Below are 26,096 nucleotides of genomic sequence, written 5' to 3' on the forward strand. Positions count from 1 at the left end.
TTCGCATATACGAACAAATACTTATATGCGAACGAGATAGCTTTATCATACATCGAAACCGAGAGCTTGTCAATCTGCTTTCTGGTAGCTTCTGTCGAATTTTATGTTTTTATCAAAAATAGAAAACTCAATTTATTCAGTTCTAACAACGGGGGTTCTTTTCCAAAATGTGCTATGCTGCCGATTAAACGCCGCTGTCAGCCAGCTTTATCCAGAAAAAAGGAAGCTCTCGCGATTACAAGAGCTTCCTTTTTTCTTTCTATCGGACGGCCCGGGGTCCAAGGGAAAGCCTCCCCTCCCGTCCCAAACACGCCTATTCGATTTCCGCCAGGAGATTCCGCAGGGCATTTAAATAGAAGTCCACCGTTTGCGAAGGCTGCCCTCCCCGGCGAACCACTCCGTAGACCGTTAAAATGTTTGCCTCCCCCGGCAGGGGGATGGATGCAAAGTGGTAATGCTCACTGTGCCTCCAGGGCGTGGTGCTGATAAAAAAGGCGTTGGTCTCCGCCACAATGCTTTGACAGGTCATACTGTCGTTGGTGGAAATAATCTGCCGGGGCACATCCTCAAATAAGCCCCGGACGCTCCGGGACTCCTCGTCATAGAGCAATCCCAGATTCTCCTGGTTTTCTATAATCACATAGGGATACTCCCCTATCCGGTCCAGATTCCGGTCCTTTAAAAGCGGGTGCCCCTCCCGCACCACTGCGTGGAGGCGGCTCTCCCCCAGCGGGATGCACTCCACATTCTTCACCCGGGCCATCTGCGGCAGACGCGTTCTCTGGGCTTTCATTGTGAATATAATGCCCAGGTCCGCTCCATTGGCCACATCGGACAGCACCTCCTTCAATGTGCATTTCCGCAGCCGGAGACTCAGGGGGGCAGGCGGCAGCTTTCCCTGCCCGCTCAGCTCCAGCAAAGGCGCATAGGCAAAGAAAGNCCGCATGGAAGATACTTGAAACCGGAGTGGCTGCCTCTGACCCCGCACAGCGTATAGACTCTCCAGAAACGCTTTCTTCTCCACCAGTTCCTGGGCGTGCGCCAGAAACTCCCGTCCGGCGTCGGTCAAAGACACTCCCTTGTGAGACCGCCGGAAAATTTGGATACCCAGCTCGTNCTCNAGCTNGCGCAGGACACNGCTGACATTGCTCTGGTGGGTATACAGGCGCTCTGCCGCTTTATTAATTGAGGCACAGCGGGCCACCTCAACCACATAGGTGAGNTGCTGAAAGGTCATAGGCTCCTCCTCTAAGTTTACTTCTGGAGATCCTGGGGCTTATGCGAAAATTATATGACGCATTGCGGAAAATCGCAATAATCTTTTTAAGGGAAAGCCTGATATAATGGAGGCGAGGTGATTTCTATGGAAATACAAGCTGTAATTCTACATGAACAAGATAACGTAGCCGTACTGCCCCAACCCGCCCAGGCCGGGGATAGCATCGGGACCTCCGGCGGCACGGTCTCTATCCGGGAGCGGATTCCCACCGGACACAAGGCTGCGATTCGGCCCATTGCGCTGGGAGAAAGCATCCTCAAGTACGGCGTCGTCATCGGCCAAGCGGAGCGGGACNTCGCACCGGGANAGTGGGTGCACACCCACAATGTCAAAGACATCACAGAGCAGCTTTGCAACGCGTACGCCGNCAACTACAGGGCGAAAGCTANGGAGGAACGAGAGCATGGATACGTTTCTGGGGTATAAGNGGGCAAACGGCGGATTTGGTATCCGCAATCAGGTGCTGGTGCTGTCCCTGGTTCAATGCGCCAACGGCGCGGCCCACCTGATTTCTGCCCGCTGCGGCGTCCCGTCCATCACCANCGANACCGGCTGCGGCGAGTACCGCCAGCAGGAGGACCGCACAAACCTGGGGCTTATCCGGGCAGGGCAGCACCCCAATGTCTACGGCGTCCTGCTGGTGAGCCTGGGCTGCCAGTGGACGGACCCTGCCTATATCCAGAGGGAAATTGAAAAGAGCGGCACCAAGGTCTTCCACCTGTGCATCCAGGACGAGGGCGGGCTGAAGCGTACCGTGGAGAAGGGAACCGCGCTGGTAGGGCAGATGCTGCGGGAAGGCGCGGAAATGGAGCGAACCCCCTGCCCCGTCTCCGGTCTGGTGCTCTCCGTCTACTGCGGCGGTTCGGACTGGAGCAGTTCTCTGGCGGCCAACGTGGTCACAGGGGAGACCATGGACCTGTTTGGAGACGCGGGCGCGGCCTTTGTCAGCGCCGGCGTCCGGGGAATGCCTGGCAACGAACAGCACCTTATTGACCTGGCGGTCAACTACCAAGTGGGCGAGGCAATTTTGGACATTGTAGACGAATACAGGCAGGATGTTTTCCACATGACCGGACAGTCCATTGCCGACGTCAATCCCACTCCGGGCAACAAGGCCCACGGAATCACAACCCTTTGCGAAAAGGCCATTGGAAACCTGAAGCTATCCGGCAGCCGGACAAAGGTTCAGGGCGTCCTCCAAGTGGGCGAGGACATTCCAGGCCCCGGCCAGTGGTTCCTGGATAACCGCCAGGGGGGGAACGACGTTTACGCCTGTACAGCCCTGGCCATGTCCGGCGCACACCTCTGCCTGTTCACCACCGGGCGGGGTACTCCCCTGGGCAACGCAGCTTCCGTCACTGTAAAAATCACAGGAAACCCAGATACCTATGCCCGCCTGGGGGCGGAAATGATAGACTTTGACGCCTCCGGCGTCATTGTCCAAAACCAGGACTTTCGACTTTTGGCAAAGGATCTCTACCGGCTTGTGCTGGAAATCGCAGGGGGCATCCCCTCCAAGTCGGAGCGGATGGAGGACTTCAGCTGGGTAACGCCGCCAAGCGGAAAGATTTAAGGAGGAACGGAATGCGTACAAACCAGGAAATGCTCCAGGCCCTGGAAGGGCTGCNGGCAATCTCCAGCNNGGCCGGGGAGGACGTGACGCCGGAGGCCCCTTATGGGACAGGCGTTGCAAAGGCTCTTGCGTACACCCTGCGCCTTTGCGGGGAGCTGGGCATGCGNACCGTGAACCGCGATGGGCAGACCGCATGGGCGGAGATTGGAGAGGGAGATGAGCTGGTTGCCGTCATTCCCCACGTAGACGTTGTACCCGCCGGGGACGGGTGGACCATGGAACCCTTTGCCTGTACGAAACGGGATGGCCGTCTCTATGGCCGGGGCTCCTCCGACAACAAGGGGCCCGCCATTGCCTGCGTCTTTGCCGCCGCCGNTCTGCTGGCAGAGCAGCTTCCCCTGTCCCGCCGGATTCGCCTGATTTTNGGTCAATGCGAAGAAACCGGCCAGTGGAGTGACATGGCCTATTACCGCCGCCACGAGGAGCAGCCCTGTGCTGGCTTCACNCCTGACGCTGAGTTNCCGGCTCTTNGCGGTGAGAAGGGAATGCTTTNGCTGGAGCTGTCCATGCCCCTGGAGCACAGCGGGCTCTCTCTTTTAGAGGGCGGCAGTGCCTGTAACATGGTGGCCTCCTGGTGCCGCGCCCGGTTTCGGGACGGATCTGGCGGGGATCGCCTTGTGGAAACCCAAGGTCTCGCCGCCCACGCTACAGTGCCGGAACAAGGAGACAGCGCCATCCGCAAAATGGTGGAGGAGCTGTCCCGGGCAGGGCTTCAAAATCCCCTAATCTCCTTTTATAATAAGTACATCGGGGAGAGCTGCCACGGAGAAAAACTGGGCTGCTGCTTCCAGGACGATGCCAGTGGACCTACTACTCTTTGTTCCGGCATGGTACGGACAGACGGCGGCGTAATCCGCATGACACTGGATATCCGCTATCCTGTTACCGCCGACNGCGGCCTGATTCTGGAAACGGTAACGGCCGCAGCCCAGGCTGAGGGACTGACCCTTGACGTTTTAAAACACGATAAGCCCTTGTACCGGGCGCCGTCGGACCCAGTTCTCCAGCAGCTCCTGGCGGCCTATCGGGAGGAGACCGGTGATTTTTCCGATCCCCTGGTCATCGGCGGCGGGACCTATGCCCGCGCGCTGGACAACATCGTAGGCTTCGGCGCTGCCTTTCCCGGGCGGCGGCACACGGAGCATCAAAAGGACGAATATATCCTGGAAGAGGACTTTTACAAGCTGCGCAGCATCTACCGCACCGCCCTAAAAAAACTGCTTGTCATGGACCTTTCCATATAATAAAAGGAAGCGGCTTCTTTCATTTCAAGCCGTCTAAAATCCCCCGGCCGCGCATCACCCATGAGACCATCGCCAACCACCTGGAAACCCATCGGGAGGTGGTCGCCCGGATGCTCCGCTACCTTCGGAATAAGGGCCTGTTAAGGCTCTCCCGGAGGTGCGGCGGAGCTTACCGATTTCAAAAAGCTGGCGTCTCTGGGAAACATATAATAAAAAGAACAGCGCGTCTCACTTTTCATGAGGCACGCTGTTTTTCACTCTTGATCCATGCCGCAGGCCATGGCCTCCTTCACCAGGCGGCGGTCATTGGTCACCGCGTCGTAAAACCGGAAGCCGCCGGAGAAGTTATATGCCTCACAACCGTATCCCGCCATGTTTACCGGATCCTTGGCCGAGGAATAGGGCGGCGCATAGGCCCCTGTTTGTTGGGGCGGGGCCCGCCAGGGAGAGCAGGGTATTCTGACCGGTGACGAAGTGCCGGGCCTGCACGCCGCCTCCCATCAGCACGGCGGACTTGGGATGATTTTGCCGGATGTAACCCTTGATGCGGAAGGTGTCCTCCACCGCCCGCAGGGCAAAAAGTTTTTCCAGGCCCACGCCGGGGAGGCGGGGCTGGGTGGGCTTGGCGCCCGGCAAAAGGATCAACTTGTCATAGGATTCCTCAAGCTCTCCCCGGTTTCCAGCTTCTTCACGGAGACAGCTCTGCGCTCCGGGTGAATGGCGGTGACCTCGTGGCGGATCCGCATATCCACCCGGAAGCGGAAGAAAAAGCGCTCCGCCTGTTCGTCCAGGGCCGCCGCCGTGACGCCGCCCGCCACGCCTCCGATGATGACTACCTTTACCTCAGCGTTCCATCTTTCCTCGATAGGCGGCCATGCCGCCGATATTTTTCGCGTGGACATATCCCATCCGGGCCAGCAGTCCCACCGCCTGACTGCTCCGCGCGCCGCTGTGGCAGTAGACAAACAGCGGCGCGTCCTTCCCTGCGGGGACCGNGCCCCCCGCACTCAGGGACTGGAGCGGCACATTCCTGCTGCCGGGAATGTGGCCCTCCCGGAATTCCTGGGGCGTGCGGACATCCAGAAGCACCGCGCCCGGGGTCTCGCCGTATTCCCGCACACCCTGCTGGATGTCGGGGGCCTTCAAAAAATCAAACAATCCCATCGTTTCGCCTCCTTACAGCAGCGCCAGGATCTGCCCCTTGGGCCGCATCCCCACCGCCTGATTTACAATTTTTCCGTTNCGCATCACCACCAAAGCGGGAATGCTCATCACACCGAAGCGGCCCGCCAGCTCCGGCTGTTCATCTGCATTGATCTTGCCTACCTTTGTTATGGCCCTATGATACCCGGGACGGCGCTTCGCTTCCGTGATGATGTCACATAAGACTCTGCGGAGCACGGCATTCAAATCGAGTCTCGTCTCACCATCCCCGACACGCTACCGGTGGATGCCAAACGGAGCCGTCTGCTGTGTTCGCCAGCGCCTTGGAAAACGCCATTCTGGCCTGTGAGAAGCTGCCCCGAAGGAGCACCGCATCGGCACGCACTCCATTGCGGCCTTCACCGAGAAGACCCACACGCTTTGCCGCTTTCAGGCGGAAAACGGCTGGTTCAAGCTGCAAATGGTCCTTTGACCGTTCTCCGATGTCCCACTTGAGGGGCGGCTGTCAGCTGCCTCTTCAATTTTCCCGCAGTTCTGTAAAGAAAAACATTGCATTTTGCTTTACAAATGCTATAATAGAGATGTGCTGAAGGGAGTGACTTTCATGGCACAGGTTANGGTAAACTTTCGCATGGACGAAAACGTGAAGAAATGCATGGAACAGGCTTGCAGGGAAATGGGGCTTAGCATGACCACCGCCTTTACCATTTTTGCCACCAAAGTCGGCAGAGAAAAGCGCATCCCCTTTGAAATTACGGCGGAGCCATACGGCCCCCAGTCCCGCCGGGGGCGGCCCCGCGAGGAGGAAGCCCTTGAGGAAGAGCCCTCCCCCCTCATGGAAAAGCGGGAACGGCTGGAGGCCCTGTGCGCCGAAATCCGGCAGTCCCTGACCGCCGTCCACACCGCCGTGCCCTCCTCCATTACGGGGCTTTCCATGGAGCGCATCCGGCTTTTGTGCGGCGACGAGCTCAAGGACAAGGCCGCCGGGATTACCGGCTCCGCCAGGACCCTGTTCTCCGCCAGGAACGCTGAAATCCTGGAAACAAAGGACCTGAGCGTCCTGGACGAGTACTTGGACGGCCTCGCGGATATTGCGGAGGACCTTCGGGANCTTCGAAGCGCCCTGATTCCCGCTATGAAATCCTGGACCGGAGGAGACGCCGGAGCGTTCGCCCCCTATGAGCAAAGGCTTGCCGCCGTCTCCCGGAAGTTCGACGGGCTCCCCTCCGTGATGCAGCGTTTCTGGGCTTCCTCCGCCCAGATTCCCGGGAGCGCCGGCACCGTACAGGCGCGGATACGGCGGGCCGCGGCACCGGTGGAAACGCCTTACGTCCTCACGGCCCTGGAAGGCCTGGAGTCCCTGATCGCCCGGCACTATGACGCGCTGGACGGCCCGACGAAGGCCCGGGTGGAGGCCCACTACCTCCAAACCCTGGAGCTGACCCTGGAGGAGCTGGGCCGGGCGGAGCAAGGCGGCGAGGACCCCGCCGGGAAGGCCGCGCTGTGCCTCCGGGCCGTGGGCGTCGTGTCCCAGGTCCTCTCCGGCGGCGGGCGGGCCCGGCGGGAGCAAACCCAGCGGAACCTGGAGGCGGAGGTAACCGCCCTGGAACGCCTGGCCGTCCTGCGGGGGGACGTCCCGGGAGGCGCGGGTCCGGAGGCCTGAGAAAATTCCAAGTCGCCGGGAACACCGTCCCTTCGTTCCGGCTTGTTTTATATAGAAAACCGATTGTGTCTATTTTGAAAGGAGGAGTTCTAAATGCTTGACAACATCCTGTCCCTGCTTCCCATCATCCTGGCCGTGGTAGTGGTACTGGCCATCATCCTGACCGGCTACGTCAAGGCCCCGCCCGATCAGGCGTACATCATCTCCGGCCTGAAAAAGGAGAGCAAGGTCCTCATCGGCCGGGCCGGAATCCGGGTTCCCTTCTTCGAGCGCATGGACCGGCTGTACCTGGGGCAGATGACGGTGGACATCAAAACCGAGCAGTCCGTCCCCACCAGCGACTTTATCAACGTTAATGTGGACGCCGTGGCAAAGGTCCGCATCTCCCCCCACGCGGAGGGCATCAAGCTGGCGGCCAAGAACTTTCTGAACAAGCGCCCGGAGGAGATCACCCGGGACCTCCAGGACTCCCTCCAGGGCAATATGCGGGAGATCATCGGCACGCTGTNCTTGAAGGAAATCAATACGGACCGGGATTCCTTCTCCGACCAGGTCATGCAGAAAGCCAGCAAGGACATGGACAAGCTGGGCATCGAAATTCTCTCCTGCAACATCCAAAACGTCACCGACGAAAACGGACTCATCAAAGACCTGGGCGCGGACAATACGAGCCTCATCAAGAAAAACGCCGCCATCGCCAAGGCCCAGGCGGACCGGGACATCGCCATCGCCCAGGCGGAGGCGGAACGGGAGTCCAACGAGGCCCGGGTTCTGGCGGACACCCAGATCGCCCAGAAGCAGACGGAGCTGGACATCAAGCGGGCGGAGCTNAAAATCCTGGCGGACGGCAAAAAGGCCGAGGCGGACGCCGCCTATGAAATCCAGAGCCAGGAGCAGCGCAAGAGCATCGAAACCGCCACGGTCAACGCGGAAATCGCCAAGACCCAGCGCCAGGCGGAGCTGAAGCAGTATGAGGTCGAGGTGGAAAAGCAGAAGCTGGAGGCGGAAATCCGGGCCAAGGCGGACGCGGAGCGCTACCGCTTGCAGCAGGAGGCCGAGGCCGCCCTCTACAAGCGGCAGAAGGACGCGGAGGCCAAGCGCTATGAGCAGGAGCAGGAGGCCGAGGCGGAGCGCAAGAGCGCCGAGGCCCAAAAGTTCGCCAAGGAGCAGGAGGCGGAGGGCATCGCCGCCGTGGGCAAGGCGGAAGCCGAGTCCATCCGGGCCAAGGCCCTGGCGGAGGCCGAGGGCATCGACAAAAAGGCGGAGGCCATGAAAAAGTACGGCGAGGCCGCCGTTATTGAGATGGTTATGCAGGCCCTGCCGGAAAACGCCCGGAACGTGGCGGAACCCCTGTCCAAGGTGGACAAAATCACCATGTANGGCTCCGGCAACAGCGCCAAGCTGCTGGAGGACATCGTCACCGGAACCACCCAGGTCACCGAGGGCATCACCCAGGGCATGGGCCTGGACGTCAAGTCCCTCATCGCCGGAATGCTGGGCGGCAGATTNGCAGGCGGGGAGGACAAGACGATCATCGTCCAGAATCCTCCGGCGGCGGAGAAGCCCCACACCCCTCCCACGGAGGAAGCATAATTTTGGTCTCAGCGATCTAAAAAACGGAGGCGTCCTGAAAGGACGCCTCCGTTTCTGGTTTCCGCTTCCGCCGGGCAGCTCCNGCCCGTCACACATAGCTNTGANTTCCCACATCGAACACGCCCTGAGTGGTGATCNGNAAGGTGGGAATCACCGGCAGGGCCANGAAGCTCAGGGTCATAAAGGGGTCGATGCCCTGGTTAACCCCTAGGGCGTAAGCCGCCGCCTTGGCGGCCTCCAGCTTCTCGTTCACCGTCTCCAGGGGCTCATCGCTCATAATGCCCCCGATCGCCAGGGAAACCTCCGCCGCGGGCCTGCCGCCATTCCAGACCACAATGCCCCCGTTCAGCTCCACCACCCGGTTCACGGCGGCGGCGCAGTCCTCCTCGCTGGCCCCCACCACAATGATGTTATGGGAGTCGTGGGAAATGCTGGCAGCCACCGCGCCGGATTGCAAGCCGTAGCCCCGGAGGAAGCCCAGGCCGATGTGTCCGGTGCCCTTGTGGCGCTCTACCACGGCGGCCCGGAGAATATCCTGGGCGGCGTCCGCCGCCTCGGCCCGGCCCGCGTCCAGGGTGGTAATCTCACCGTCCACCATACCCACCACGCCCAGGGGGCCGCTGCTCTGGAAGTCCTTTGCCGTAAGGGTCCGCACCTGGAAGGTATGGTGGGCCCGCTCCGTCAGCCGGGGCTCCACGGCGGGAGCCGGGAAGGGCTTGGCTGCGCCGTGTTCCGCCGCCAAGGCTCCCTGCTTATAAACCGCCTCCACCCGGAAGCTCTGGAAACCGTCGNTNACCACCAGGTCCGCCAGGTATCCCGGCGCAACGNCTCCCCGGTCATGCAGCCCGAAGTACTGGGCGGCATTGAGGGTGGCCGCCTTCACGGCCGCGATGGGGTCCGCCCCCAACCCTATGGCCCGCTTAATGATCGCGTCGATATGGCCCGTTTCCAAGAGGTCGCCGGGGTGCTTATCGTCGGTGCAGAGGAGGCACCGGCTTGCGTATTNTTCGGTCAGCAGCGGGACCAGAGCTTCCAGGTTCCGGGCGGCGGTGCCCTCCCGANTCATGATATACTGCCCCCGCTCCAGCTTGGCAATCGCGTCCTTCAAGTCGTGGCACTCGTGGTCCGATCGGACCCCGGCGGCAATGTAGGCGTTCAGGCCGTTCCCCGCCAGATCCGGCGCGTGGCCGTCGATCCGCCGGTCCGCCAAATCCGCCGCCGCCAGCTTCTCCAGCACGCTTTCATCTCCCGCCAGAACGCCCACAAAGTTCATCATCTCCGCCAGGCCCTGAACCCGGGGGTGGCTGTAGAAGCCGTCCAGATCCCCCCGCTCCAGCGCCGCGCCGGACTCATCCAAGGGCGTGGCGGGAACGCAGGAGGGCAGCATAAACCGCACGTCTACCGGCAGGCCCTCCGTGGCCTGGAGCATGTAGGCGATGCCGTCCGCCCCCAGGACGTTGGCGATCTCGTGGGGGTCCGTCACCACCGTGGTAGTGCCGTGGGGCAGCACCGCCCTCGTNAATTCTGCCGGAGCCACCNGGGAGCTCTCCANGTGAATGTGGGCGTCCAGGAAGCCCGGAAGCACCAGCTTGCCGGTGCAGTCCCGCTCCTCCCTGCCGAAGTAGGACCCTACGCCCGCAATGAGGCCCTCCGCAACGGCGATATCCGCCGTCAAGACCTCGCCTGTAAAGACATTGACATAGGACGCGTTTTTCAGCACCAGGTCCGCCGCCTCCCGGCCCATGGCCGCGCCGACCACCCGCCGCTTCCGCTCCGCTTCCCGGCGGATTCTCTCCTCCTTGCACTCAGGCATGGAATCACACTCCTTTCTGTTCTACCATATTATGTATCTTTTTCCGGGAGATTTGTCAAGGCCCCTATTCAGAGGTATAGGGTAAAACAGGAAATTTCTAACAGGGTGTAAAGGTCAGCCTTTTATGTTTAGCACAAATGACAGTGAAATCGGCCTTGCATTTTTTGCCAAAATGCTGTATAGTAAGGGTACGGACAGCGTTTTCGGAACTTTGGCAGGTTCGCCGTGAACGCCCCACCGTGAAAATCTGAAAAAGAAAAGAGGGAATCCTATGGAAAACCTGTTCCGCCTGCGGGAGAACGGCACCAACGTCCGCACAGAGCTTCTGGCGGGCCTGACCACGTTCATGACGATGGCCTACATCATCGCCCTGAACCCCAACCTGCTGACAAACTTCGACGTGGGCTCGGCCCTTTGGAACGGCGTGTTCATGGCCACCTGCATCGCCTCCGCCATCGGCATGTTCTGCATGGCCTTCCTGGCCAACAAGCCCTTCGCCCTGGCTCCGGGCATGGGCCTGAACAGCTTCTTCGCCGTAGTGGTGGGCAACATCGCCGCCATGACCGGCATGACCTACGTGGCCAGCTTCCNGGCCGCCCTGGTCATCNTCCTGGTAGAGGGCATCGTCTTTATCGTCCTTTCCATCTTCAACATCCGGGAGAAGATTGTGGACGCCATCCCCCTGGGCGTGCGCCTGGGCATCGCCCCGGCCATCGGCATCATGCTGATGAACATCGGTCTGGGCTCCAACGCCGGCATCTACTCCGAAGCCGGAGGGCCCTTCTTCATGATGCGGGACTTCTTCGGCGCGCTCACCCCCAGCGTGGCCCNGGGCTCCATGGGATCCGGCTACGGACCGATGATCCTCACCGTGGCCACCGCCTTCATCGGCCTGTTCGTCATGGTGATTCTGGCCAAGAGGGGCGTCAAGGCGGCGGTGCTGCTGGGTATGCTNGTGGCCTCCGTGGTCTACTGGGCCGGGGATGCCCTCTTCCTGGGGGCCAATCCCTTCGCCTCTCTGGCCGGGGCCTCCTTCGCCCCCCCCTTCGCCGACATGGTGGAAACGACCCTCTTTAAGTTCAACTTCTCCGGCTTCCTCCAGATCGGCTGGTTCACCGCCATCACCTTAATCATTACCTTCTGCATGATTGACATGTTCGACACCATCGGCACCCTGGTGGGCACCGCCTCCCGGGCGGGCATGGTGGACGATCAGGGCAGCATGCCTAACATGAAGGAGGCTTTGCTCTCAGACGCCATCGGCACCGTGGCGGGAGCCTGCTCCGGCANCTCCACCGTCACCACCTTCGTGGAATCCGCCTCCGGCGTGGAAGCCGGCGGCCGCACGGGTTTGACGGCGCTGACCACCGGGGTTTTGTTCCTGGCCTGCATCTTCATCGCCCCCATCGCCGCCATCATCCCCGCCGCGGNNACCTCCGCCGCGTTGATCTACGTGGGCGTGCTGATGCTGATGGGCCTGAAAAACGTGGACTTCGACGACATGGACCAGATGGTTCCCGTGTCCTTGATGCTGATTGGCATGCCCGTCTCCGGCTCCATCGGCCACGCCATCGGCCTGGCCATGATCTCCTACACCGTCATCAAGGTTTTCAGCGGCAAGGCAAAGGAGGTCTCCGTACTGACCTATGTGATTTCCGCCCTGTTCCTCCTCAAGTTCTTCCTGATTGTGTAAGTCTGGCGTTCCCTGCGCCTGCCTGCAAACCGCCCCGCCCGGAAGCGAACTCTTCCGGGCGGGGTTTCCAATGTCCACAATCTCAGTCTTCGAACCGTCCTCGAGGCTCCGCCGGANTCCTNAGAGCATGTCCTCGNTNATGTCCAGCAGATGAATCGGGTCCAGCTGCTTTGCGGTGAAGAGTCCGGCCAAGCGCAAAGCAAAGGCAAAATCGGTGGATATGTCGGGCAGGATCATGACCTCCTCTTCCCCTTCCTCCCCGGACCGCAGAACGCGGAGTCCAAAGGTCCGATAGCGGCCCAGGCATGGAGAGAACACCTCATTTTCGATCGGCAGGTACCGAAACATCCAGCCCCACCTCCTCCACCGCTTTCTCAGGCGGCAGTTCCAAAATTACCATCAGACAGAGCATATCCTTCCAGTTCAAGCTGCTTTCCCCCCGCTCCACGCTGCTGAGCCAGCGCCGAGAGCATTTCATGCGCTCGGCAAGTTTTTCCTGCGTCAGATCCCGCCTTCTCCGGACGTTGCGAATGAGCTGTCCAAGGCGCTCCTTTTCGTCTTGCGTTGGTGTACGTCTCAAAAACATCGTATTTTCCTCCTTTCAGTCTATAAAAGGAAGATTATTCCAAATTTGTGCAGTCGTCTAGGCTTGCGGCATGCACATTTTTAAAAGATTGTCGATTTTTGTCGAATTATTTCTAAATATTCGTAATAAGTTATAAATTATTGTTGTTTGTTTGTAACGTTCCCCTCTGAGAGTCTTTCTCATCTTTTTTGTTCCGCAATGTATACAACCGGGAAAAGATGTGTTATCATGGTGCGGATATTTCCTGCTTTGAAATCTACCTAAGGAAGGACGCTTTATGAACATGAAAAGAACGCTTTCCCTGCTCCTCGCAGCCGTGCTGGCACTGGCGCTTCTCACCGGGTGCGGCGGGAAACAGGCCTCCGTTTCATCCCCGGAAGACCAGACGGTTCCGAACGAGCCCGCAGGCAAGGAGGGCGCCGCCGCCCTGGGAAGCCTGGCCTCTTTCNCGGCGGGCACCCTGGACGGGGGGACCTTCACCCAGGAGGACATTGCCGCCAAGGACGTGACGGTCCTCAACTTCTGGGCCNTCACCTGCCCGCCCTGCATCGCGGAGATGCCGNACATCGCGGACTTNGAAAAGGCCCTGCCGGACAATGTGGCGATGCTCACCGTCTGCCTGGACGGCTATGGAAACGAAGACTCCGTCAAGGAGGTCCTGGAAAACGCCGGATTTGAGGGGGTCACCCTCATCACCGGGGACGGCGACCTGCTGGACCTTGCCAACAATCTGATGTATACCCCCACCACCGTGCTGGCGGACAGCCAGGGCGCCCTGGTGGGCGAGGCCATCATCGGCGGCCAGGCGGACCTGTCCGCCGCCTATCTGGAGGCGGTGAACCAGGCGCTGGAGGCGGGAGGAAAGGATGCGATCAGCCTTGAAGACGCGTGAGAAAACCATTCTGGCCCTGCGCTTCGGAGCCCTGGGTCTGGCTCCGGTCCTGATTGGGATTGGATTTTTCCGGCAGGAGCATCTGGAGGTCCTGCAAAAGGCGGTGCGGATATGCCTCGAGTGCATCGGCATCGGATGAGGGGGCGGATCTCCCGGCAGCGGGTGATTCAGCTGCTGGCCGCCGCGCTGTTCAACGGCTACGCGGCAGGCTTTCGGAAGGGGCGCATTTTCACCGGGGGGAGCAAGGCGTTCTGCGTCCCGGTGCTGAACTGCTACTCCTGCCCCGGGGCCCTGGGGGCCTGTCCCATCGGGGCTTTGCAGACCGCCCTGGGGGCGAAGCATCACTTCCCCTTCTACGTGCTGGGAACTCTCATGCTCTTCGGCGTAATTCTGGGCCGGGCGGTCTGCGGGCTGCTGTGCCCCTTCGGGCTGGTGCAGGATCTGCTGCACAAGATCCCGCTCCCCAAGCTCACGGTCCCCCGGAGGCTGGACCGGCCCGCCCGGTATCTGAAATACTTGGTATTGGCGCTGCTGGTGGTTCTGCTCCCGGCCTTTCTCGTGACGGATACCGGCATCGTCCCGCCCCTGTTCTGCAAGTATCTCTGCCCCGCCGGAACCTTGGGGGGCGGCGTTCCCCTGCTGCTGGCCGATCCGAATCTGCGGAAGGTAGCCGGGGCTCTTTTCGGCTGGAAGGCCCTGGTGCTGGCGGCAATTCTGCTGGCCTCCATGTCCGTCCACCGGCCCTTCTGCAAGTACCTCTGCCCCCTGGGGGCCTTCTATGCCCTGTTCAACCGCTTCAGCTTTTTCCAGATGCGCCTGGATGAACACAAGTGCGTCGGCTGCGGAAAGTGCGAGGCGGCCTGTCCCATGCAGGTGGAGGTGACCAAGGACATCAACGCCCCGGAGTGCATCCGCTGCGGGAAATGCAAGGCCGTCTGCCCCACGGGGGCCGTCTCCTCCGGCTTCGCCCGCGGCGGNGCCTCCAGGCCCGCGAAGAAGGAAGCCCCCTGATCCATTCCAAAAGCGTCCTGTTCCCAAAAAGGAGCAGGACGCTTTTTCCAGCGCCTCAGGCGAAGGTGATCACGGTCCCCGTCTTTCCCGCCAGGGCGTCCAGGGCCTTGTCCAGGGAGGTGATAACCGCCTTTTTGCCGGGGTCGCTGCGGACGAACTTCATGGCCGCCTGAACCTTGGGCAGCATGCTGCCGGGGGCAAAGTGGCCCTCCTCCACGTAGCGGGAGGCCTCCGCCAGGGACATGCGGCTCAGGTCCTTCTGGTCCGGCTTGCCCCAGTTGATCGCCACCTTCTCCACCTCGGTCAAAATCATCAGCACGTCGGCGTCCACCTGCTCCGCCAGCAGCTCCGCGGCGAAGTCCTTGTCGATGACCGCCGCCACGCCCTNCAGGCGGCCCTGGGCGGTCTCCACCACCGGCACTCCCCCGCCGCCGCAGGTGACGACGATGGTCTTGTCCCACAGGTCCCGCACCTGGCCGATCTCCACAATCCGCCGGGGCAGGGGCGAGGGCACCACCCGGCGCCAGCCCCGCCCGGCGTCCTCCTTCATGGCATAGCCCTTCTCCCGCTGGATGGCCTCGGCCTCCTCCCGGCTGTAAAAGGGCCCGATGGGCTTGCTGGGATTCTGAAACGCCGGGTCGTCCGCCTCCACCACCATCTGGGTCACCAGGCTCACCACGGGGGTGTTCTTGTTCCGCTTGGCCNGGGCGTAGCGCAGNGCCTGCTGGATGTGGTAGCCGATATAGCCCTGGCTCATGGCCCCGCACACGTCGAAGGGCATGGCGGGGACCACCTCCTTCGCCGTCTCACTGGCCAGGAGGATGCGGCCCACCTGGGGGCCGTTGCCGTGGACCACGGCCACCTCATAGCCTCCCACACTGAGCTCCGCGATATGCTCGCAGGTCTCCCGCACCACGCTGAGCTGGGCCTCGGCGGTAGACCCGCTGTCCTTGGACTGGAGGGCGTTCCCTCCCAGGGCAATGACTAATCTCTCCACTTTTTCCATAGCTTGCTCCTATTGTACGAATTTTTTAGGTCTTGTTTGAAAATTGACGAAATGCCGGATTTGGGCAGATTTTTTTGCAGGACAAGGCGATTTTTCGCAGGCGGGCTGACGCCCGGCAAGGAAAATCAACGCAGCTCCTGTGAAAAAAGATGCCCTAAGACGGCGTTTTGGCATTTTTCAAACAAGGCCAAGTCTTGGGCGTCGCGCCCTCTTTCCAGTCTGCCACGGTCCGCGGTTTTTATAAGCGCCCGGCAAAGGCCNGGCGCCGGAATATCCCCCTGGACACTGGACATATTATACAAATTGGCCCATCCCCTTTTACCCAGTTCTCCAAAGTTTGGTGAAAGCATCAAATTTCCCTTGCATCCGGAGGGAAAGCGGGCTATGATAGAGGCACGGGCTGGAAACGTTACCAGTAACGTTTCCAGAATATGCGCGACCACCATTTTAAACAGGAGGAATATGAAATGAAGAAGAGACTCTTGACCCTGGCCCTGGCCCTCGTCATGGCCCTGTCCCTGGCCGCCTGCGGCGGCGGCGGCGGTGATTCCCAGACCGGCGGCGACAGCCAGCCCGCCGGAGATACCCAGCCCGCCGGCGATTCCGGCGATTCCGGCGGCTCCGGCGGCTCCACGCCTCCGGCACCGTGTACTATTTGAACTTCAAGCCCGAACAGGACCCCGACTGGCAGGAGCTGGCCAAGCTCTACACCCAGGAGACCGGCGTGGAGGTAAAGGTGCAGACCGCCGCCTCCGGCCAGTATGAGACTCAGCTCATGAGCGAGATGGCCAAGACCGACGCCCCCACCCTCTTCCAGGTCAACGGCCCCGTGGGTCTTGCCAACTGGAAGGACTACTGCTATGACCTCAGCGGCTCCGCCCTGGCCGGGGAGCTCTCCAGCCAGGACTTCGCCCTGATGGATGGCGATTCCATGTCCGGCATCGCTTACGTCATCGAGACCTACGGCTTGATTTACAACAAGGCCCTGCTGGAGCAGGCCGGGTACTCCGCCGACGACATCAAGTCCTTCGCCGACCTGAAAAAGGTGGCCGAGGACATCACCGCCCGGAAGGATGAGCTGGGCTTCTCCGCCTTCACCTCCGCCGGCATGGACGGCTCTTCCGACTGGCGCTTCAAGACCCNCCTGGCGAACCTGCCCATCTACTTCGAGTACGAGGCCGACGGCATCGGCAACACCGACGCCATCAAGGGAACCTACCTGGACAACTACCGGGCTGTGTGGGACCTGTATATCAACAACTGCACCTGCGCCCCCACCCTGCTCTCCGCCAAGACCGGCGACGACTCCGTGGCGGAGTTCGTCACCGAGCAGGCCGTCTTCTATCAAAACGGCACCTGGGCCTTCGGCGACGTGGCCGACATCGGTGAGGAGAACCTGGGCATGCTGCCCATCTATATCGGCGTGGGCGACGAGGCCAAGCAAGGCCTGTGCACCGGCACGGAAAACTACTGGTGCGTGAACAAAAACGCCAAGCCTGAGGACATCCAGGCCACCCTGGACTTCATGTATTGGTGCGTCACCTCCGAGACCGGCCTGGAGTATCTCTGCTCCGGCGATCACATGGGCTTCGTCATCCCCTTCAAGGGCAACCTGGAATCCAGCAACCTGCTGGTGAACATTGCCAACGAATACGTGGCCAACGGAACCACCAGCATCAAGTGGTGCTTCCCCACCATGCCCTCCGAGGAGTGGAAGAACGTCCTGGGCTCCGCCCTGACCGCCTACGCCGCCGACCAGACCGACGCCAACTGGGAGACCGTACGGGCCGCCTTCGTGGACAACTGGGCCGCTGAGAAATCCAAGTAAGAGACAACGCCATACCGGGGCGGACGGGAGACCGCCCGCCCCTTCTTTCCCGCCCTGGGCCGGAGGGAGGCGCGCCGTGCCGCTTTACACGGCTCTTGTCCCGCCGGTCCAACGGTCCATCAACTTGTGAAGGAGGCTTCCGCCAGCCATGGAAAAATCCATCAAGCGCTATTTCCCCGTCTTCCTGGGGCCCACGTTCCTGGCTTTCCTCATCGGCTTCATCGTGCCCTTCCTCATGGGCATCTACCTGTCCTTCTGCGACTTCCGCACCGTCACCGACGCGAAATTCAACGGCGTGCAGAACTACGTCCGGGCCTTTCAGGACGGGGAATTCGCCCACGCCTTCCTCTTCACCGCCCTGTTTACCGTGACCACGCTGATCCTTATCAACGTCATCGCCTTCGCCGTGGCCCTGGTGCTGACCCGGGAGATCCGGGGCACGAACATTTTCCGCACGGTCTTCTTTATGCCGAACCTCATTGGCGGCATCGTNCTGGGCTACGTGTGGCAGCTCATTTTCAACGGGCTGCTCTCCCGGTACGACCTGGCGCTGAAAATCTCCGCTAAATACGGCTTCTGGGGCCTGGTTATCCTGATCTGCTGGCAGCAGATCGGCTATATGATGATCATCTACATCGCGGGCCTTCAGTCCATCCCCGGCGATCTGAACGAGGCGGCGGAAATCGACGGGGCCAACGGCTGGCAGCGGCTGTGGAACGTCACCATCCCCAATATGATGCCCTCCATCACCATCTGCACCTTCCTGACCCTGACCAACGGCTTCAAGCTCTTTGACCAGAACCTCTCCCTCACCGCCGGCGAACCCATGAAGCAGACGGAGATGCTGGCGCTGAACATCTTCAACACATTCTACGGCCGGGTGGGCTATCAGGGCGTGGGCCAGGCCAAGGCCGTGGTGTTCTTCGTCCTGGTGGTGGCCCTGGGCCTCATCCAGCTGAAAATGACCCGCTCCAAGGAGGTGCAGCAGTAATGAAACGCAAAGCGAGAGGCGGCTGGTTCGCCACTATATTGTTCACCATAATCTCCATTTTCTACGTGGCCCCGCTCTTTATCGTCCTCATCAACTCCTTTAAGAAAAAGGCCTTTATCAACCTGGAGCCCTTCAAGCTCCNCTCGGAGAAGACCTGGGTGGCCCTGGAGAACTTTGCCAACGCCATGGAGAAGTACAACTTCCTGGAGTCCGTCCTCTGGACCGTGGTGATGACCGTCGGGTCCGTGGTGGTCATCCTGCTCTGCACCTCCATGTTCGCCTGGTATATCACCCGGGTGAAGAGCACCGCCACCAAGCTTTTGTACCTCCTGTGCGTCTTTTCCATGGTGGTCCCCTTCCAAATGGTGATGTTCACCCTCTCCCTGNNGACGGACCGGCTGCGCCTGGGNACCCCCTGNGGGCTGGTNATCATCTACCTGGGCTTTGGCGCGGGGCTGGCGGTGTTCATGTTCTGCGGCTTCGTCAAGTCCATCCCCATTGAGATCGAGGAGGCCGCCATGATCGACGGCTGCTCCCCCCTGCGGACCTTCTTCTCCGTGGTGCTGCCCATTATGAAGCCCACCTATATCTCCGTGGGCATCCTGGAGACCATGTGGATCTGGAACGACTTCCTGCTTCCCTACCTGACTCTGGATCTGAACAAGTTCAGCACCATCCCCATCACCATCCAGCGGATGCAGGGCTCCTATGGCCGGGTGGACATGGGCGCCATCATGGCCTCCCTGGTCATGGCCATCATCCCCATTGTGGTGTTCTACCTCAGCTGCCAAAAATACATTATCAAGGGGGTTGCGGCAGGCGCTGTTAAGGGTTAAAATACGGCAGGGGGGATTCCCCCTTTGAAAAATACGCAAGGAGGGACGCGGAATGACTATCAAGGATATCGCCCGGCTGTCCGGGTACGGCGTAGCCACCGTGTCNCGGGTGCTCAACGACCACCCCGACGTCAGCGACGAGACCAGGCGGAAGGTCCTGGCGGTGGTGGAGGCCCCGGGCTTCCAGCCCAACAACAACGCCAAGCACTTAAAACAGCAGGCCGGGACCGGCATCACCATTTTAGTGAAAGGCACCCAGAACATGCTCTTCGCCGACCTGGTGGAACGGGTCCAGGCCCTCCTCCGGGACAGCGGGCGGGACGCCGTGGTCTACTACCTGGACGAGGACGCCGACGAGGTAAGCTACGCCCTCCAGCTCTGCCGGGAGCGCAAGCCCCTGGGCATCCTCTTCCTGGGCGGGGACCTGGAGCTTTTCCGGGCCCGGTTTCAGCCCATTGCCGTCCCCTGCGTGCTGCTGACTAACACCGCCAGGGACCTTCACTTTGAAAATCTGTCCTCCCTGACCACCGACGACGGCGAGGCCTCCGCCCAAGTCATCGAATTTCTGGCCGGACAGGGCCACCGCCGCATCTGCCTCCTGGGCGGCAACTGGTCCTGCTCCCAAATCAGCTACCGCCGCCTGGAGGGCTGCCGCCGGGCCTTTCAGCGCCTGGGCCTGCCCTTCGACCCGGAGCGCCAGTGCGANCCCTGCCGCTACTCCATGGCCGACGCCTACGCCGCCACGGAGCGGCTGCTGGACCGCCGCCCGGACCTGACGGCCATTTTCGCCATGAGCGACGTCATGGCCATCGGGGCTGTCCGGGCCCTGCGGGACCGGGGCAGGCGGGTGCCGGAGGACATCTCCGTGGTGGGCTACGACGGCATCCCCATGGCCAGCTACTCCGTCCCCCGGCTCACCACCGTCCGCCAGGACACCCAGCGCCTGGCGGAGCGGGGGGTGGACGTGCTGCTGCGGGGCATTGAGCGGCGGGGACAGGCTCCCGTACACGAGGTGGTGCCCTTCCAGCTCATCCCCGGCGAGAGCGTCGCCAGGCTGGAGGCGTAACCGCCCCTTGACTTCAACAAGAAAGGGGATGCCAACTTGAGAAAAGCCGGTATCCTGATGCCCATTTCCTCCCTGCCCTCCCCTTATGGGATTGGGACGCTGGGAGCCGCCGCCCGGGAGTTTGTGGACTTCCTGGTCCNGGGCGGGCAGTCCTGCTGGCAGATTCTGCCGGTGGGTCCCACCAGCTACGGGGACTCCCCCTACCAGTCCTTCTCCTCCTTCGCCGGAAATCCCTATTTCATCGACTTGGACACCTTGGCCGAATGGGGGTTTCTGGAGCCGGAGGAATACCAGTCCCTGGACTGGGGAAGCGACCCGGAGCGGGTGGATTATGAGGCCCTTTACCGAAACCGCTTTGCGGTCCNGCGCCTGGCCTGTTCCCGTCTGAAACGGNGAGACTTATTCCAGCTGCGGGGCGTCCTCTGGAAGGCGGACTGGCTGGAGGACTACGCCCTGTTCATGGCCCTGAAGGACCGGTATGACGGAGCTCCCTGGCTGGAGTGGCCGGAGGAGCTGCGCCTTCGCCGCCCTGCCGCCATGGAGCGGGCCCGGAAGGAGCTGGCCGGAGAAATCGACTTCTGGACCCGAGTACAGCTCCTCTTTTTCTGCCAGTGGTGGAGCCTGAAGGNATNTGCCAACNAAAAAGGCGTCTCCATCATCGGGGACCTGCCCATCTACGTCTCCATCGACAGCGCCGATGTCTGGGCCAGCCCCGAGCAGTTTCAGCTGGACGCCACCGGGCGGCCCACGGAGGTGGCGGGCTGCCCGCCGGACGGCTTCGCCGCCGACGGACAGCTGTGGGGAAACCCCCTTTTCGACTGGGAGGCCATGAAGGCCGACGGCTACCGCTGGTGGATTCGCCGCATCGCCGCCCAGTTCCAGCTCTACGACACCCTGCGGATCGACCACTTCCGGGGCTTTGACGAGTACTACGCCATCCCCGCCGGGGATGCTACCGCCCGGAACGGCCATTGGCGGCCCGGCCCCGGCATCGGCTTTTTCCGGGCCGTGGAGGCGGCCCTGGGCCCCCGGGACATCATCGCCGAGGACCTGGGCTTCCTCACCCCCTCCGTCCGGAAGCTGCTNGAGGAGACGGGTTACCCCGGCATGAAGGTGCTGGAGTTCGCCTTCGACAGCCGGGACACCGGCGGAGGCTACCTCCCCCACTGCTACACCCCCCACTGCGTGGCCTACACCGGCACCCACGACAACGACACCATCCTGGGCTGGATGGCCTCCGCCCCGGCGGAGGACGTGGAGCTGGCGAAAGCCTATCTCCGCCTCAATGAACAGGAGGGCTACCACTGGGGCATGATGCGCTCCGCCTGGGCCTCTGCGGCGGACCTGGCGGTGATGCAGCTTCAGGACCTGCTGGGCCTGGGCAGTGAGGGCCGGATCAACACCCCCTCCACCTTGGGCGGAAACTGGCGCTGGCGGGCCCTGCCGGGGGACTGCTCCCAGGAGCTGGCGGACCGGCTCCACCGGGAAATGGAAATCTACCAGCGCCTGCCCGAATGAGGGGCGGGATCTCACCAAAACCAAGGGACGGCCAACCGGCCGTCCCTTTCGCCTTTCAGCGCCGCATAAGCATGCGCGGGGCGGCACACGGTTTCCTTTGAAAAAACAGCGAAAAAGCCGGGCCTTTTCCTTCAATTTTTGTGGCCTCTGTTCTTGACGATTTCCGGCTGCGGTGCTATCTTACATCATCATATACATAATTTAAGAACCGAGGTAACGCCATATGGAAATTCTCATCAGCCTGTCCGCCGCCCTCATCGGGGGGCTGCTGCTGTCCCGGGTGGCCAAGCGGCTGAAGCTGCCCGCCGTCACCGCCTATCTGGTGGCGGGTCTGCTGCTGGGCCCCTTCTGCCTGGGCGCGCTGGGCGCCGGCGGCCTGGGCTTCCCCTCCATGGAGGCGGTGGAGCGCCTGAACATCCTCTCCCAGGTGGCCCTGGGCTTCATCGCCTTCACCATCGGCAACGAGTTCCGGGTGAGCCAGCTGAAAGCCATGGGCCGCCAGGCCATCATCGTGGGCATCCTCCAGGCCGTGACCGCCACGGTGCTGCTGGACCTGGCGCTGATTCTCCTGCACCTGATCCGGCCGGAGGTCATCTCCGTGTCCTCCGCCATCACCCTGGGCGCCATCGCCGCCGCCACGGCCCCCGCCGCCACGCTGATGGTGGTCCGGCAGTACAAGGCCGACGGCCCCATGACCCGCCTCCTTCTGATGGTGGTGGCCATTGACGACGCGGTGGGCCTGGTACTGTTCTCCGCCTCCTTCGGCGTGGCCATGGCGCTGGAAAGCGGGACCGTCAGCGTGGTGACGGTGCTGGTGGAGCCGGTGGTGGAGNTCGTCCTCTCCCTGGGGCTGGGGGCCCTGGCGGGGGTGGCCCTCTACTGGGTGGAGCAGTTCTTCCACTCCCGGAGCAAGCGCCTGACCATCTCCATCGGCTTCGTCCTGCTGACGGTGGGGCTGTCCATGAAGGAGTTCGAGGTGGGCGGCGTCCACTGCGGCTTCTCGCTGCTGCTGGTGTGCATGATGACCGGGACGCTGTTTTGCAACATCTGCGGCTTCTCTGAGGAGCTGATGGCCCGGGTGGACGGCTGGACCGCCCCCTTGTTCGTGCTGTTCTTCGTCCTCTCCGGCGCGGAGCTGGATTTGTCCGTGCTGCGGAACCCTTCCGTGCTGCTCATCGGTTTTATCTACATCCTCGTCCGCTCCCTTGGCAAATACGTGGGAGCCTACGGCAGCTGCGCCCTCAGCGGCTGCGGCGGGAACATCACAAAATACCTGGGCATCACCCTGCTGCCCCAGGCCGGCGTAGCCCTGGGCATGGCCATCACCGCCCAGGCCCTGACCGACGGCGCGGTGGTGCGGAGCGTGGTCCTGTTCTCCGTGCTGGTGTATGAGCTGGTGGGCCCGGCGCTGACAAAGCGGGCTTTGCTTGCCGCCGGGGAAATCCAGCCCGAGGGCCGGACCTCCGCCCGGACGAAGAACGCCTGAGCCTCTCCTATACAAAAAAGCGCCGGACCCTCATGGGTCCGGCGCTTTCTTGCGCGGTGCGAGTCTTCACTTCGCCCGCTCTTTTTTCAGCAAATCCTTCCCCTGGGACAGCAGCAGCCCCGCCAGGGTCAGCGCGGCCCCCAGGGCCGCCAGGGGCGTGATGGGCTCGTGGAGAATCAGCACCGAGGCCGCGATGGTGATAACCGGGGCCAGGTAGGTATACACGCTGGTCTTCACCGGCCCCAGCAGCTTCACCGCCAGGTTCCAGGTGACAAAGCACAGCGCCGACGCGCCAAAGCCCAGGAAAAGCAGGTTCCCCAGGTACACCGGGTTGGCAAAGCGCTCCAGGCCCAGGCGGCAGTCGAAGAAGAACAGGGCCGGGACCATCCACAAAATGCCCCAGCAGAAGGTCCGCCGGGTCGTGAGAATGGTGTTCCACCCCCAGGCGCTGATCTTCCGGGTCAAAATCACGTAGCAGGCCCAGACCATGGCCGCCAGCAGGGACAGCAGATCTCCCACGGGATTCAGCTCCAGCCGGGAGCCGCTGAAGCTGATGAGGGAGATGCCGGCCATCGCCACCACAAAGCCCAGGTAGAAGCCGCCGCCGGGCCGCTCCTCCTTCAAAAACAGGTGGGNCAGCACCGCCGTGAAGAAGGGGATAACGGAGAGGATAACCCCCACGTTGGAAGCCAGCGTGTAGGTCAGGGCGATGTTCTCCAGCAAGTAGTACAGGCACACGCCGCAAAGGCCCGCCCCGGCGAAGATCAGCTCCTGCCGCCGCGTGACGCCCTTCATCCGCCGGGGACAGGCCAGGCACAGGGCCGCGAGCCCTAAGAGAAAGCGGATGAATAAAATCTCCACCGGCTGGAACCCCCGCAGCAGCACCTTGGTGGAAATAAAGGTGGTCCCCCAAATCAAGATGGTAAAGAGGGCCGCGGCGTGGCCCCTTGCCCGGTCATTTCTCATGGGCGGTTCTCTCCTTCTCTGTGAAAATCTCCCGGTAGGCCCCGGGGGACAGGCCGATAAAGCGGCTGAAATAGTTGGTGAAGTGGCTCTGGTCGGAAAAGCCGGTCCGCAAGGCCGCCTCAGCGGGAGGGACGCCCTGCTCCAGCAGCTTCTTCGCCTCGCCGATCCGCAGGCTCTCCAGGTAGTTGTAGGGCGTGACCCCTTTCTCCCTGGCGAAGGCCCGGAGAAGGGCCGACTTGCTCAGCCCCGCCTCCCCGGCCACCCGCTCCAGGGTGATCCGCTCCCCACAGTGCTCCTCCATAAAAGCGCGGGCCCGCTCCACCGCCTCCCTCCCGGCGGGAGGAGAGGCCTGGAAGGGCTGGCCGCAGAGCCGCAGCAGCCGGGAGAGCAGGAGCAGCAGCCGCTCCTCCTTGCCGAACTCCCGGGAACCGTCCATGATCTGCCGGTGGAGGGCCCGGAAATCCCAGGCGGCCTCCGGGTCGGAAACCACGTTCCGGGAGAAGACCGGCAGCGTCCGCCGTCCCGTCAGCTCCCCGGTCAGATCCAGCATGGTCTCCCGGGGAATGTGGAGGCCCCAGTAGTCCGGGGGCGCGCCGTTTTCGGAGCAGGAGTGGAGGTCCCCGGGATTGTAAAGGATGAGGTTTCCCTTTTCCAAGGCATACCGCACATNCCTGCAAATCAAAAGCCCCTGCCCATCCGCGATGTAGCCGATTACGTAGTACTCGTGGAAATGCTTGGGGAAGGAGCAGCGGTGGAAGCGGTACGCCTCCAGGCGCAGCTCCTGGTCGTAGACCGCCGTACCGGGCTCGTTTCTCACAGGCTCCTCCCCCCTTTCCTCCGGTTCATTATAGCACCTTTCCCGTCGAATGGCTTGTAAAATATCAGCGCGGAGAAAAATTTCCGATGAAAAGCGAGAGAAACCCCCGAGGGGTTTCTCTCGCAGCTCGTTTCCGATCCATGCGCTTTCAGGCAGCACGTTTTTGATGCGCTCAGCCGTTTGTAAACTTCGTGTGCTGGCGGCGGTAGGCGTCGTTGTCCTTCTGACTCAGCTCACTGTCCACCTGGGCCAGCTGACGTTCCAGGTCCCCCCGCTTCGTTTCGTCGGTCTCCCGGTCGAGCTTGGCCTCCAGCTTTTCCTTTTTTTCCTTCAGCTTCCTGATCTCCCGGTCCACCGCGTCGGTATTGCTGACGCATTTCTCCTCCCTGCCGCCCTTGTCCGGCGGGCCGGCCTTCTCCGGAGACATGGGCTCCTTTTCCCCGTCCGGGTATTCCGCCTTGGGAGCCTCCGGGGAAACAGGGGCGTCCTCCGCCGCCTCGGGGTCGTCAAAGTAAATTTTGGGGCTTCCGTCCTCGTCCTTCCCCAGCCAATAGCGGCCATAGGACGCTTGCTTTTCCTCCGGGACGTATTCGTCCTTGACAGGTCTCAGCGGGGCCTTGGAGGCGGGCTGGGACGCGGGACGGGTCTTTGCGGTCCGTTCGGCTCCCTGAAGGGCAGGCGCTGCGGCGGGCCGGGAACTGCTGCTGGAAATTGGGATCATAAGAACCCCTCCTTTCTTGTCATCCAGTGTAGCACCTCCCCGCCGGTTTTCAAGGGCTTTGCCCTGAGCTGCCGCTCTTATGTCCTGAGATGTTCAGCAGCACATCCAGGCGGAAGCGCCCTCCGGATTTCTCGTAGGCCACCGCCCCACCGTACTTCTCCGCCGCCGCCCGGATGTTCCGCAGCCCCGTCCCCGGCTCCGGCGGCGGGCCGGGGGCGCAGCTGTTTTCAAATTCCAGGCGGTAGAAATCCCCCTGCCGCTGTCCCCGGACCCGGAGGAAGGGCGCTTCC

22 protein-coding genes and 5 pseudogenes are annotated in these 26,096 nt (G+C 61.9%); 15 read left to right on the top strand and 12 right to left on the bottom strand.

Translation table 11 applies throughout. From position 1 onward, the window contains the following. Positions 1–313: 313 nt before the first annotated feature. Complete coding sequence (locus JX325_RS00300) at positions 314–1,237, bottom strand: LysR family transcriptional regulator (RefSeq protein ID WP_204789210.1); 924 nt, start codon at positions 1,235–1,237, stop codon at positions 314–316. A gap of 126 nt (positions 1,238–1,363) precedes the next feature. Between JX325_RS00300 and JX325_RS18590 the strand changes: the two genes are divergently transcribed. From JX325_RS18590 to JX325_RS00310, 3 genes are all read left to right on the top strand, one after another. After that, the gene (locus tag JX325_RS18590; protein ID WP_204789188.1) at positions 1,364–1,705 is read left to right on the top strand and encodes a UxaA family hydrolase; all 342 of its coding nucleotides are present in this window, start codon (positions 1,364–1,366) and stop codon (positions 1,703–1,705) included. Further along, positions 1,683–2,852, top strand: a complete 1,170-nt coding sequence (locus tag JX325_RS17710; RefSeq protein ID WP_243413838.1) for a UxaA family hydrolase — start codon at positions 1,683–1,685, stop codon at positions 2,850–2,852. Before JX325_RS18590 ends, JX325_RS17710 begins: the two co-directional genes overlap by 23 nt. A gap of 11 nt (positions 2,853–2,863) precedes the next feature. Beyond that, entirely contained in the window at positions 2,864–4,156 is a 1,293-nt protein-coding gene (locus JX325_RS00310; RefSeq protein WP_204789189.1) for a M20/M25/M40 family metallo-hydrolase, read from the top strand. Positions 4,157–4,645: 489 nt separating this feature from the next. Here the strand turns inward: JX325_RS00310 and JX325_RS00320 are convergent. The 3 genes and pseudogenes from JX325_RS00320 to JX325_RS00330 all read right to left on the bottom strand — a co-directional run. Further along, positions 4,646–5,058, bottom strand: a pseudogene (locus tag JX325_RS00320) (FAD/NAD(P)-binding oxidoreductase); the annotation flags it as partial. Continuing rightward, positions 5,000–5,320 carry a rhodanese-like domain-containing protein gene (locus JX325_RS00325; RefSeq protein ID WP_204789190.1) on the bottom strand — a complete coding sequence of 107 codons (321 nt, stop codon included), beginning with the start codon at positions 5,318–5,320 and terminating at the stop codon, positions 5,000–5,002. The pseudogene JX325_RS00320 and the gene JX325_RS00325, both read right to left, overlap by 59 nt. 12 nt (positions 5,321–5,332) lie before the next feature. Further along, a pseudogene (locus tag JX325_RS00330) lies at positions 5,333–5,491 on the bottom strand (thioredoxin family protein); the annotation flags it as partial. 433 nt (positions 5,492–5,924) lie between these two features. Here JX325_RS00330 and JX325_RS18595 point away from each other — a divergent pair. Both JX325_RS18595 and JX325_RS00340 read left to right on the top strand, forming a co-directional pair. Next, positions 5,925–6,983: a type II toxin-antitoxin system RelB/DinJ family antitoxin gene (locus tag JX325_RS18595; protein WP_204789192.1), complete on the top strand. Its 1,059-nt coding sequence runs from the start codon at positions 5,925–5,927 to the stop codon at positions 6,981–6,983. A 93-nt stretch (positions 6,984–7,076) separates the two neighbouring features. Further along, entirely contained in the window at positions 7,077–8,576 is a 1,500-nt protein-coding gene (locus JX325_RS00340) for a flotillin family protein (RefSeq protein WP_204789193.1), read from the top strand. A gap of 88 nt (positions 8,577–8,664) precedes the next feature. Here the strand turns inward: JX325_RS00340 and ade are convergent, their stop codons facing one another. Then, positions 8,665–10,389, bottom strand: coding sequence for an adenine deaminase (gene ade, locus JX325_RS00345; protein WP_204789194.1), 1,725 nt, complete (start codon positions 10,387–10,389; stop codon positions 8,665–8,667). Between the two features lie 271 nt (positions 10,390–10,660). Between ade and JX325_RS00350 the strand changes: the two genes are divergently transcribed. Further along, positions 10,661–12,082, top strand: coding sequence for an NCS2 family permease (locus JX325_RS00350; RefSeq protein WP_204789195.1), 1,422 nt, complete (start codon positions 10,661–10,663; stop codon positions 12,080–12,082). A gap of 183 nt (positions 12,083–12,265) precedes the next feature. Here JX325_RS00350 and JX325_RS18600 read toward each other — a convergent pair. Next, positions 12,266–12,430 (bottom strand): annotated as a pseudogene (locus JX325_RS18600) (hypothetical protein); the annotation flags it as partial. Then, complete coding sequence (locus JX325_RS00355) at positions 12,402–12,668, bottom strand: helix-turn-helix domain-containing protein (protein WP_204789196.1); 267 nt, start codon at positions 12,666–12,668, stop codon at positions 12,402–12,404. The pseudogene JX325_RS18600 and the gene JX325_RS00355, both read right to left, overlap by 29 nt. 277 nt (positions 12,669–12,945) lie before the next feature. Here JX325_RS00355 and JX325_RS00360 point away from each other — a divergent pair, with 277 nt between their 5' ends. From JX325_RS00360 to JX325_RS00370, 3 genes are read left to right on the top strand one after another with little or no spacing between them, the layout of a single operon-like run. Then, positions 12,946–13,560: a TlpA disulfide reductase family protein gene (locus JX325_RS00360; RefSeq protein WP_204789197.1), complete on the top strand. Its 615-nt coding sequence runs from the start codon at positions 12,946–12,948 to the stop codon at positions 13,558–13,560. Next, positions 13,547–13,699 carry a CD1871A family CXXC motif-containing protein gene (locus JX325_RS00365; RefSeq protein ID WP_204789212.1) on the top strand — a complete coding sequence of 51 codons (153 nt, stop codon included), beginning with the start codon at positions 13,547–13,549 and terminating at the stop codon, positions 13,697–13,699. Before JX325_RS00360 ends, JX325_RS00365 begins: the two co-directional genes overlap by 14 nt. Continuing rightward, complete coding sequence (locus tag JX325_RS00370) at positions 13,672–14,571, top strand: 4Fe-4S binding protein (RefSeq protein ID WP_204789198.1); 900 nt, start codon at positions 13,672–13,674, stop codon at positions 14,569–14,571. The genes JX325_RS00365 and JX325_RS00370 overlap by 28 nt, the downstream gene beginning before the upstream one ends. Positions 14,572–14,626: 55 nt before the next feature. Here JX325_RS00370 and arcC read toward each other — a convergent pair whose 3' ends face one another. Further along, positions 14,627–15,577: a carbamate kinase gene (arcC, locus tag JX325_RS00375; RefSeq protein WP_374220571.1), complete on the bottom strand. Its 951-nt coding sequence runs from the start codon at positions 15,575–15,577 to the stop codon at positions 14,627–14,629. Between the two features lie 467 nt (positions 15,578–16,044). Here arcC and JX325_RS00385 point away from each other — a divergent pair. The 6 genes and pseudogenes from JX325_RS00385 to JX325_RS00410 all read left to right on the top strand — a co-directional run bounded on the left by JX325_RS00385 (position 16,045) and on the right by JX325_RS00410 (position 23,302). After that, a pseudogene (locus JX325_RS00385) lies at positions 16,045–17,405 on the top strand (ABC transporter substrate-binding protein). Positions 17,406–17,553: 148 nt separating this feature from the next. Beyond that, complete coding sequence (locus tag JX325_RS00390; protein ID WP_204789200.1) at positions 17,554–18,396, top strand: carbohydrate ABC transporter permease; 843 nt, start codon at positions 17,554–17,556, stop codon at positions 18,394–18,396. Further along, positions 18,396–19,232 carry a carbohydrate ABC transporter permease gene (locus JX325_RS00395; protein WP_204789201.1) on the top strand — a complete coding sequence of 279 codons (837 nt, stop codon included), beginning with the start codon at positions 18,396–18,398 and terminating at the stop codon, positions 19,230–19,232. Before JX325_RS00390 ends, JX325_RS00395 begins: the two co-directional genes overlap by 1 nt. 52 nt (positions 19,233–19,284) lie before the next feature. Continuing rightward, on the top strand, positions 19,285–20,298 hold the full coding sequence (locus JX325_RS00400) for a LacI family DNA-binding transcriptional regulator (protein ID WP_204789202.1): 1,014 nt from the start codon (positions 19,285–19,287) through the stop codon (positions 20,296–20,298). A gap of 36 nt (positions 20,299–20,334) precedes the next feature. Then, positions 20,335–21,816 (top strand): 4-alpha-glucanotransferase, encoded by a 1,482-nt coding sequence (gene malQ / locus JX325_RS00405; protein WP_204789203.1) that lies wholly within the window; start codon positions 20,335–20,337, stop codon positions 21,814–21,816. Between the two features lie 223 nt (positions 21,817–22,039). Then, on the top strand, positions 22,040–23,302 hold the full coding sequence (locus JX325_RS00410; RefSeq protein WP_204789204.1) for a cation:proton antiporter: 1,263 nt from the start codon (positions 22,040–22,042) through the stop codon (positions 23,300–23,302). 66 nt (positions 23,303–23,368) lie between these two features. Here the strand turns inward: JX325_RS00410 and JX325_RS00415 are convergent, their stop codons facing one another. The 4 genes and pseudogenes from JX325_RS00415 to JX325_RS00430 all read right to left on the bottom strand — a co-directional run. After that, positions 23,369–24,268, bottom strand: a complete 900-nt coding sequence (locus JX325_RS00415) for a DMT family transporter (RefSeq protein ID WP_204789205.1) — start codon at positions 24,266–24,268, stop codon at positions 23,369–23,371. Further along, complete coding sequence (locus JX325_RS00420) at positions 24,258–25,085, bottom strand: AraC family transcriptional regulator (RefSeq protein ID WP_204789206.1); 828 nt, start codon at positions 25,083–25,085, stop codon at positions 24,258–24,260. Before JX325_RS00420 ends, JX325_RS00415 begins: the two co-directional genes overlap by 11 nt. A 172-nt stretch (positions 25,086–25,257) precedes the next feature. Further along, positions 25,258–25,806 carry a hypothetical protein gene (locus JX325_RS00425; protein ID WP_204789207.1) on the bottom strand — a complete coding sequence of 183 codons (549 nt, stop codon included), beginning with the start codon at positions 25,804–25,806 and terminating at the stop codon, positions 25,258–25,260. A gap of 49 nt (positions 25,807–25,855) precedes the next feature. After that, positions 25,856–26,096 (bottom strand): annotated as a pseudogene (locus JX325_RS00430) (GHKL domain-containing protein); the annotation flags it as partial.

The sequence above is a fragment of the Oscillibacter sp. CU971 genome (genome assembly GCF_905219725.1).
GTDB lineage: Bacteria > Bacillota > Clostridia > Oscillospirales > Oscillospiraceae > Oscillibacter.

Bases quoted from the DNA above. Each gene is read 5' to 3' on its own strand.
- JX325_RS00355 (WP_204789196.1), bottom strand. From the start codon at position 12,668: ATGTTTTTGAGACGTACACCAACGCAAGACGAAAAGGAGCGCCTTGGA.
- JX325_RS00425 (WP_204789207.1), bottom strand. From the start codon at position 25,806: ATGATCCCAATTTCCAGCAGCAGTTCCCGGCCCGCCGCAGCGCCTGCC.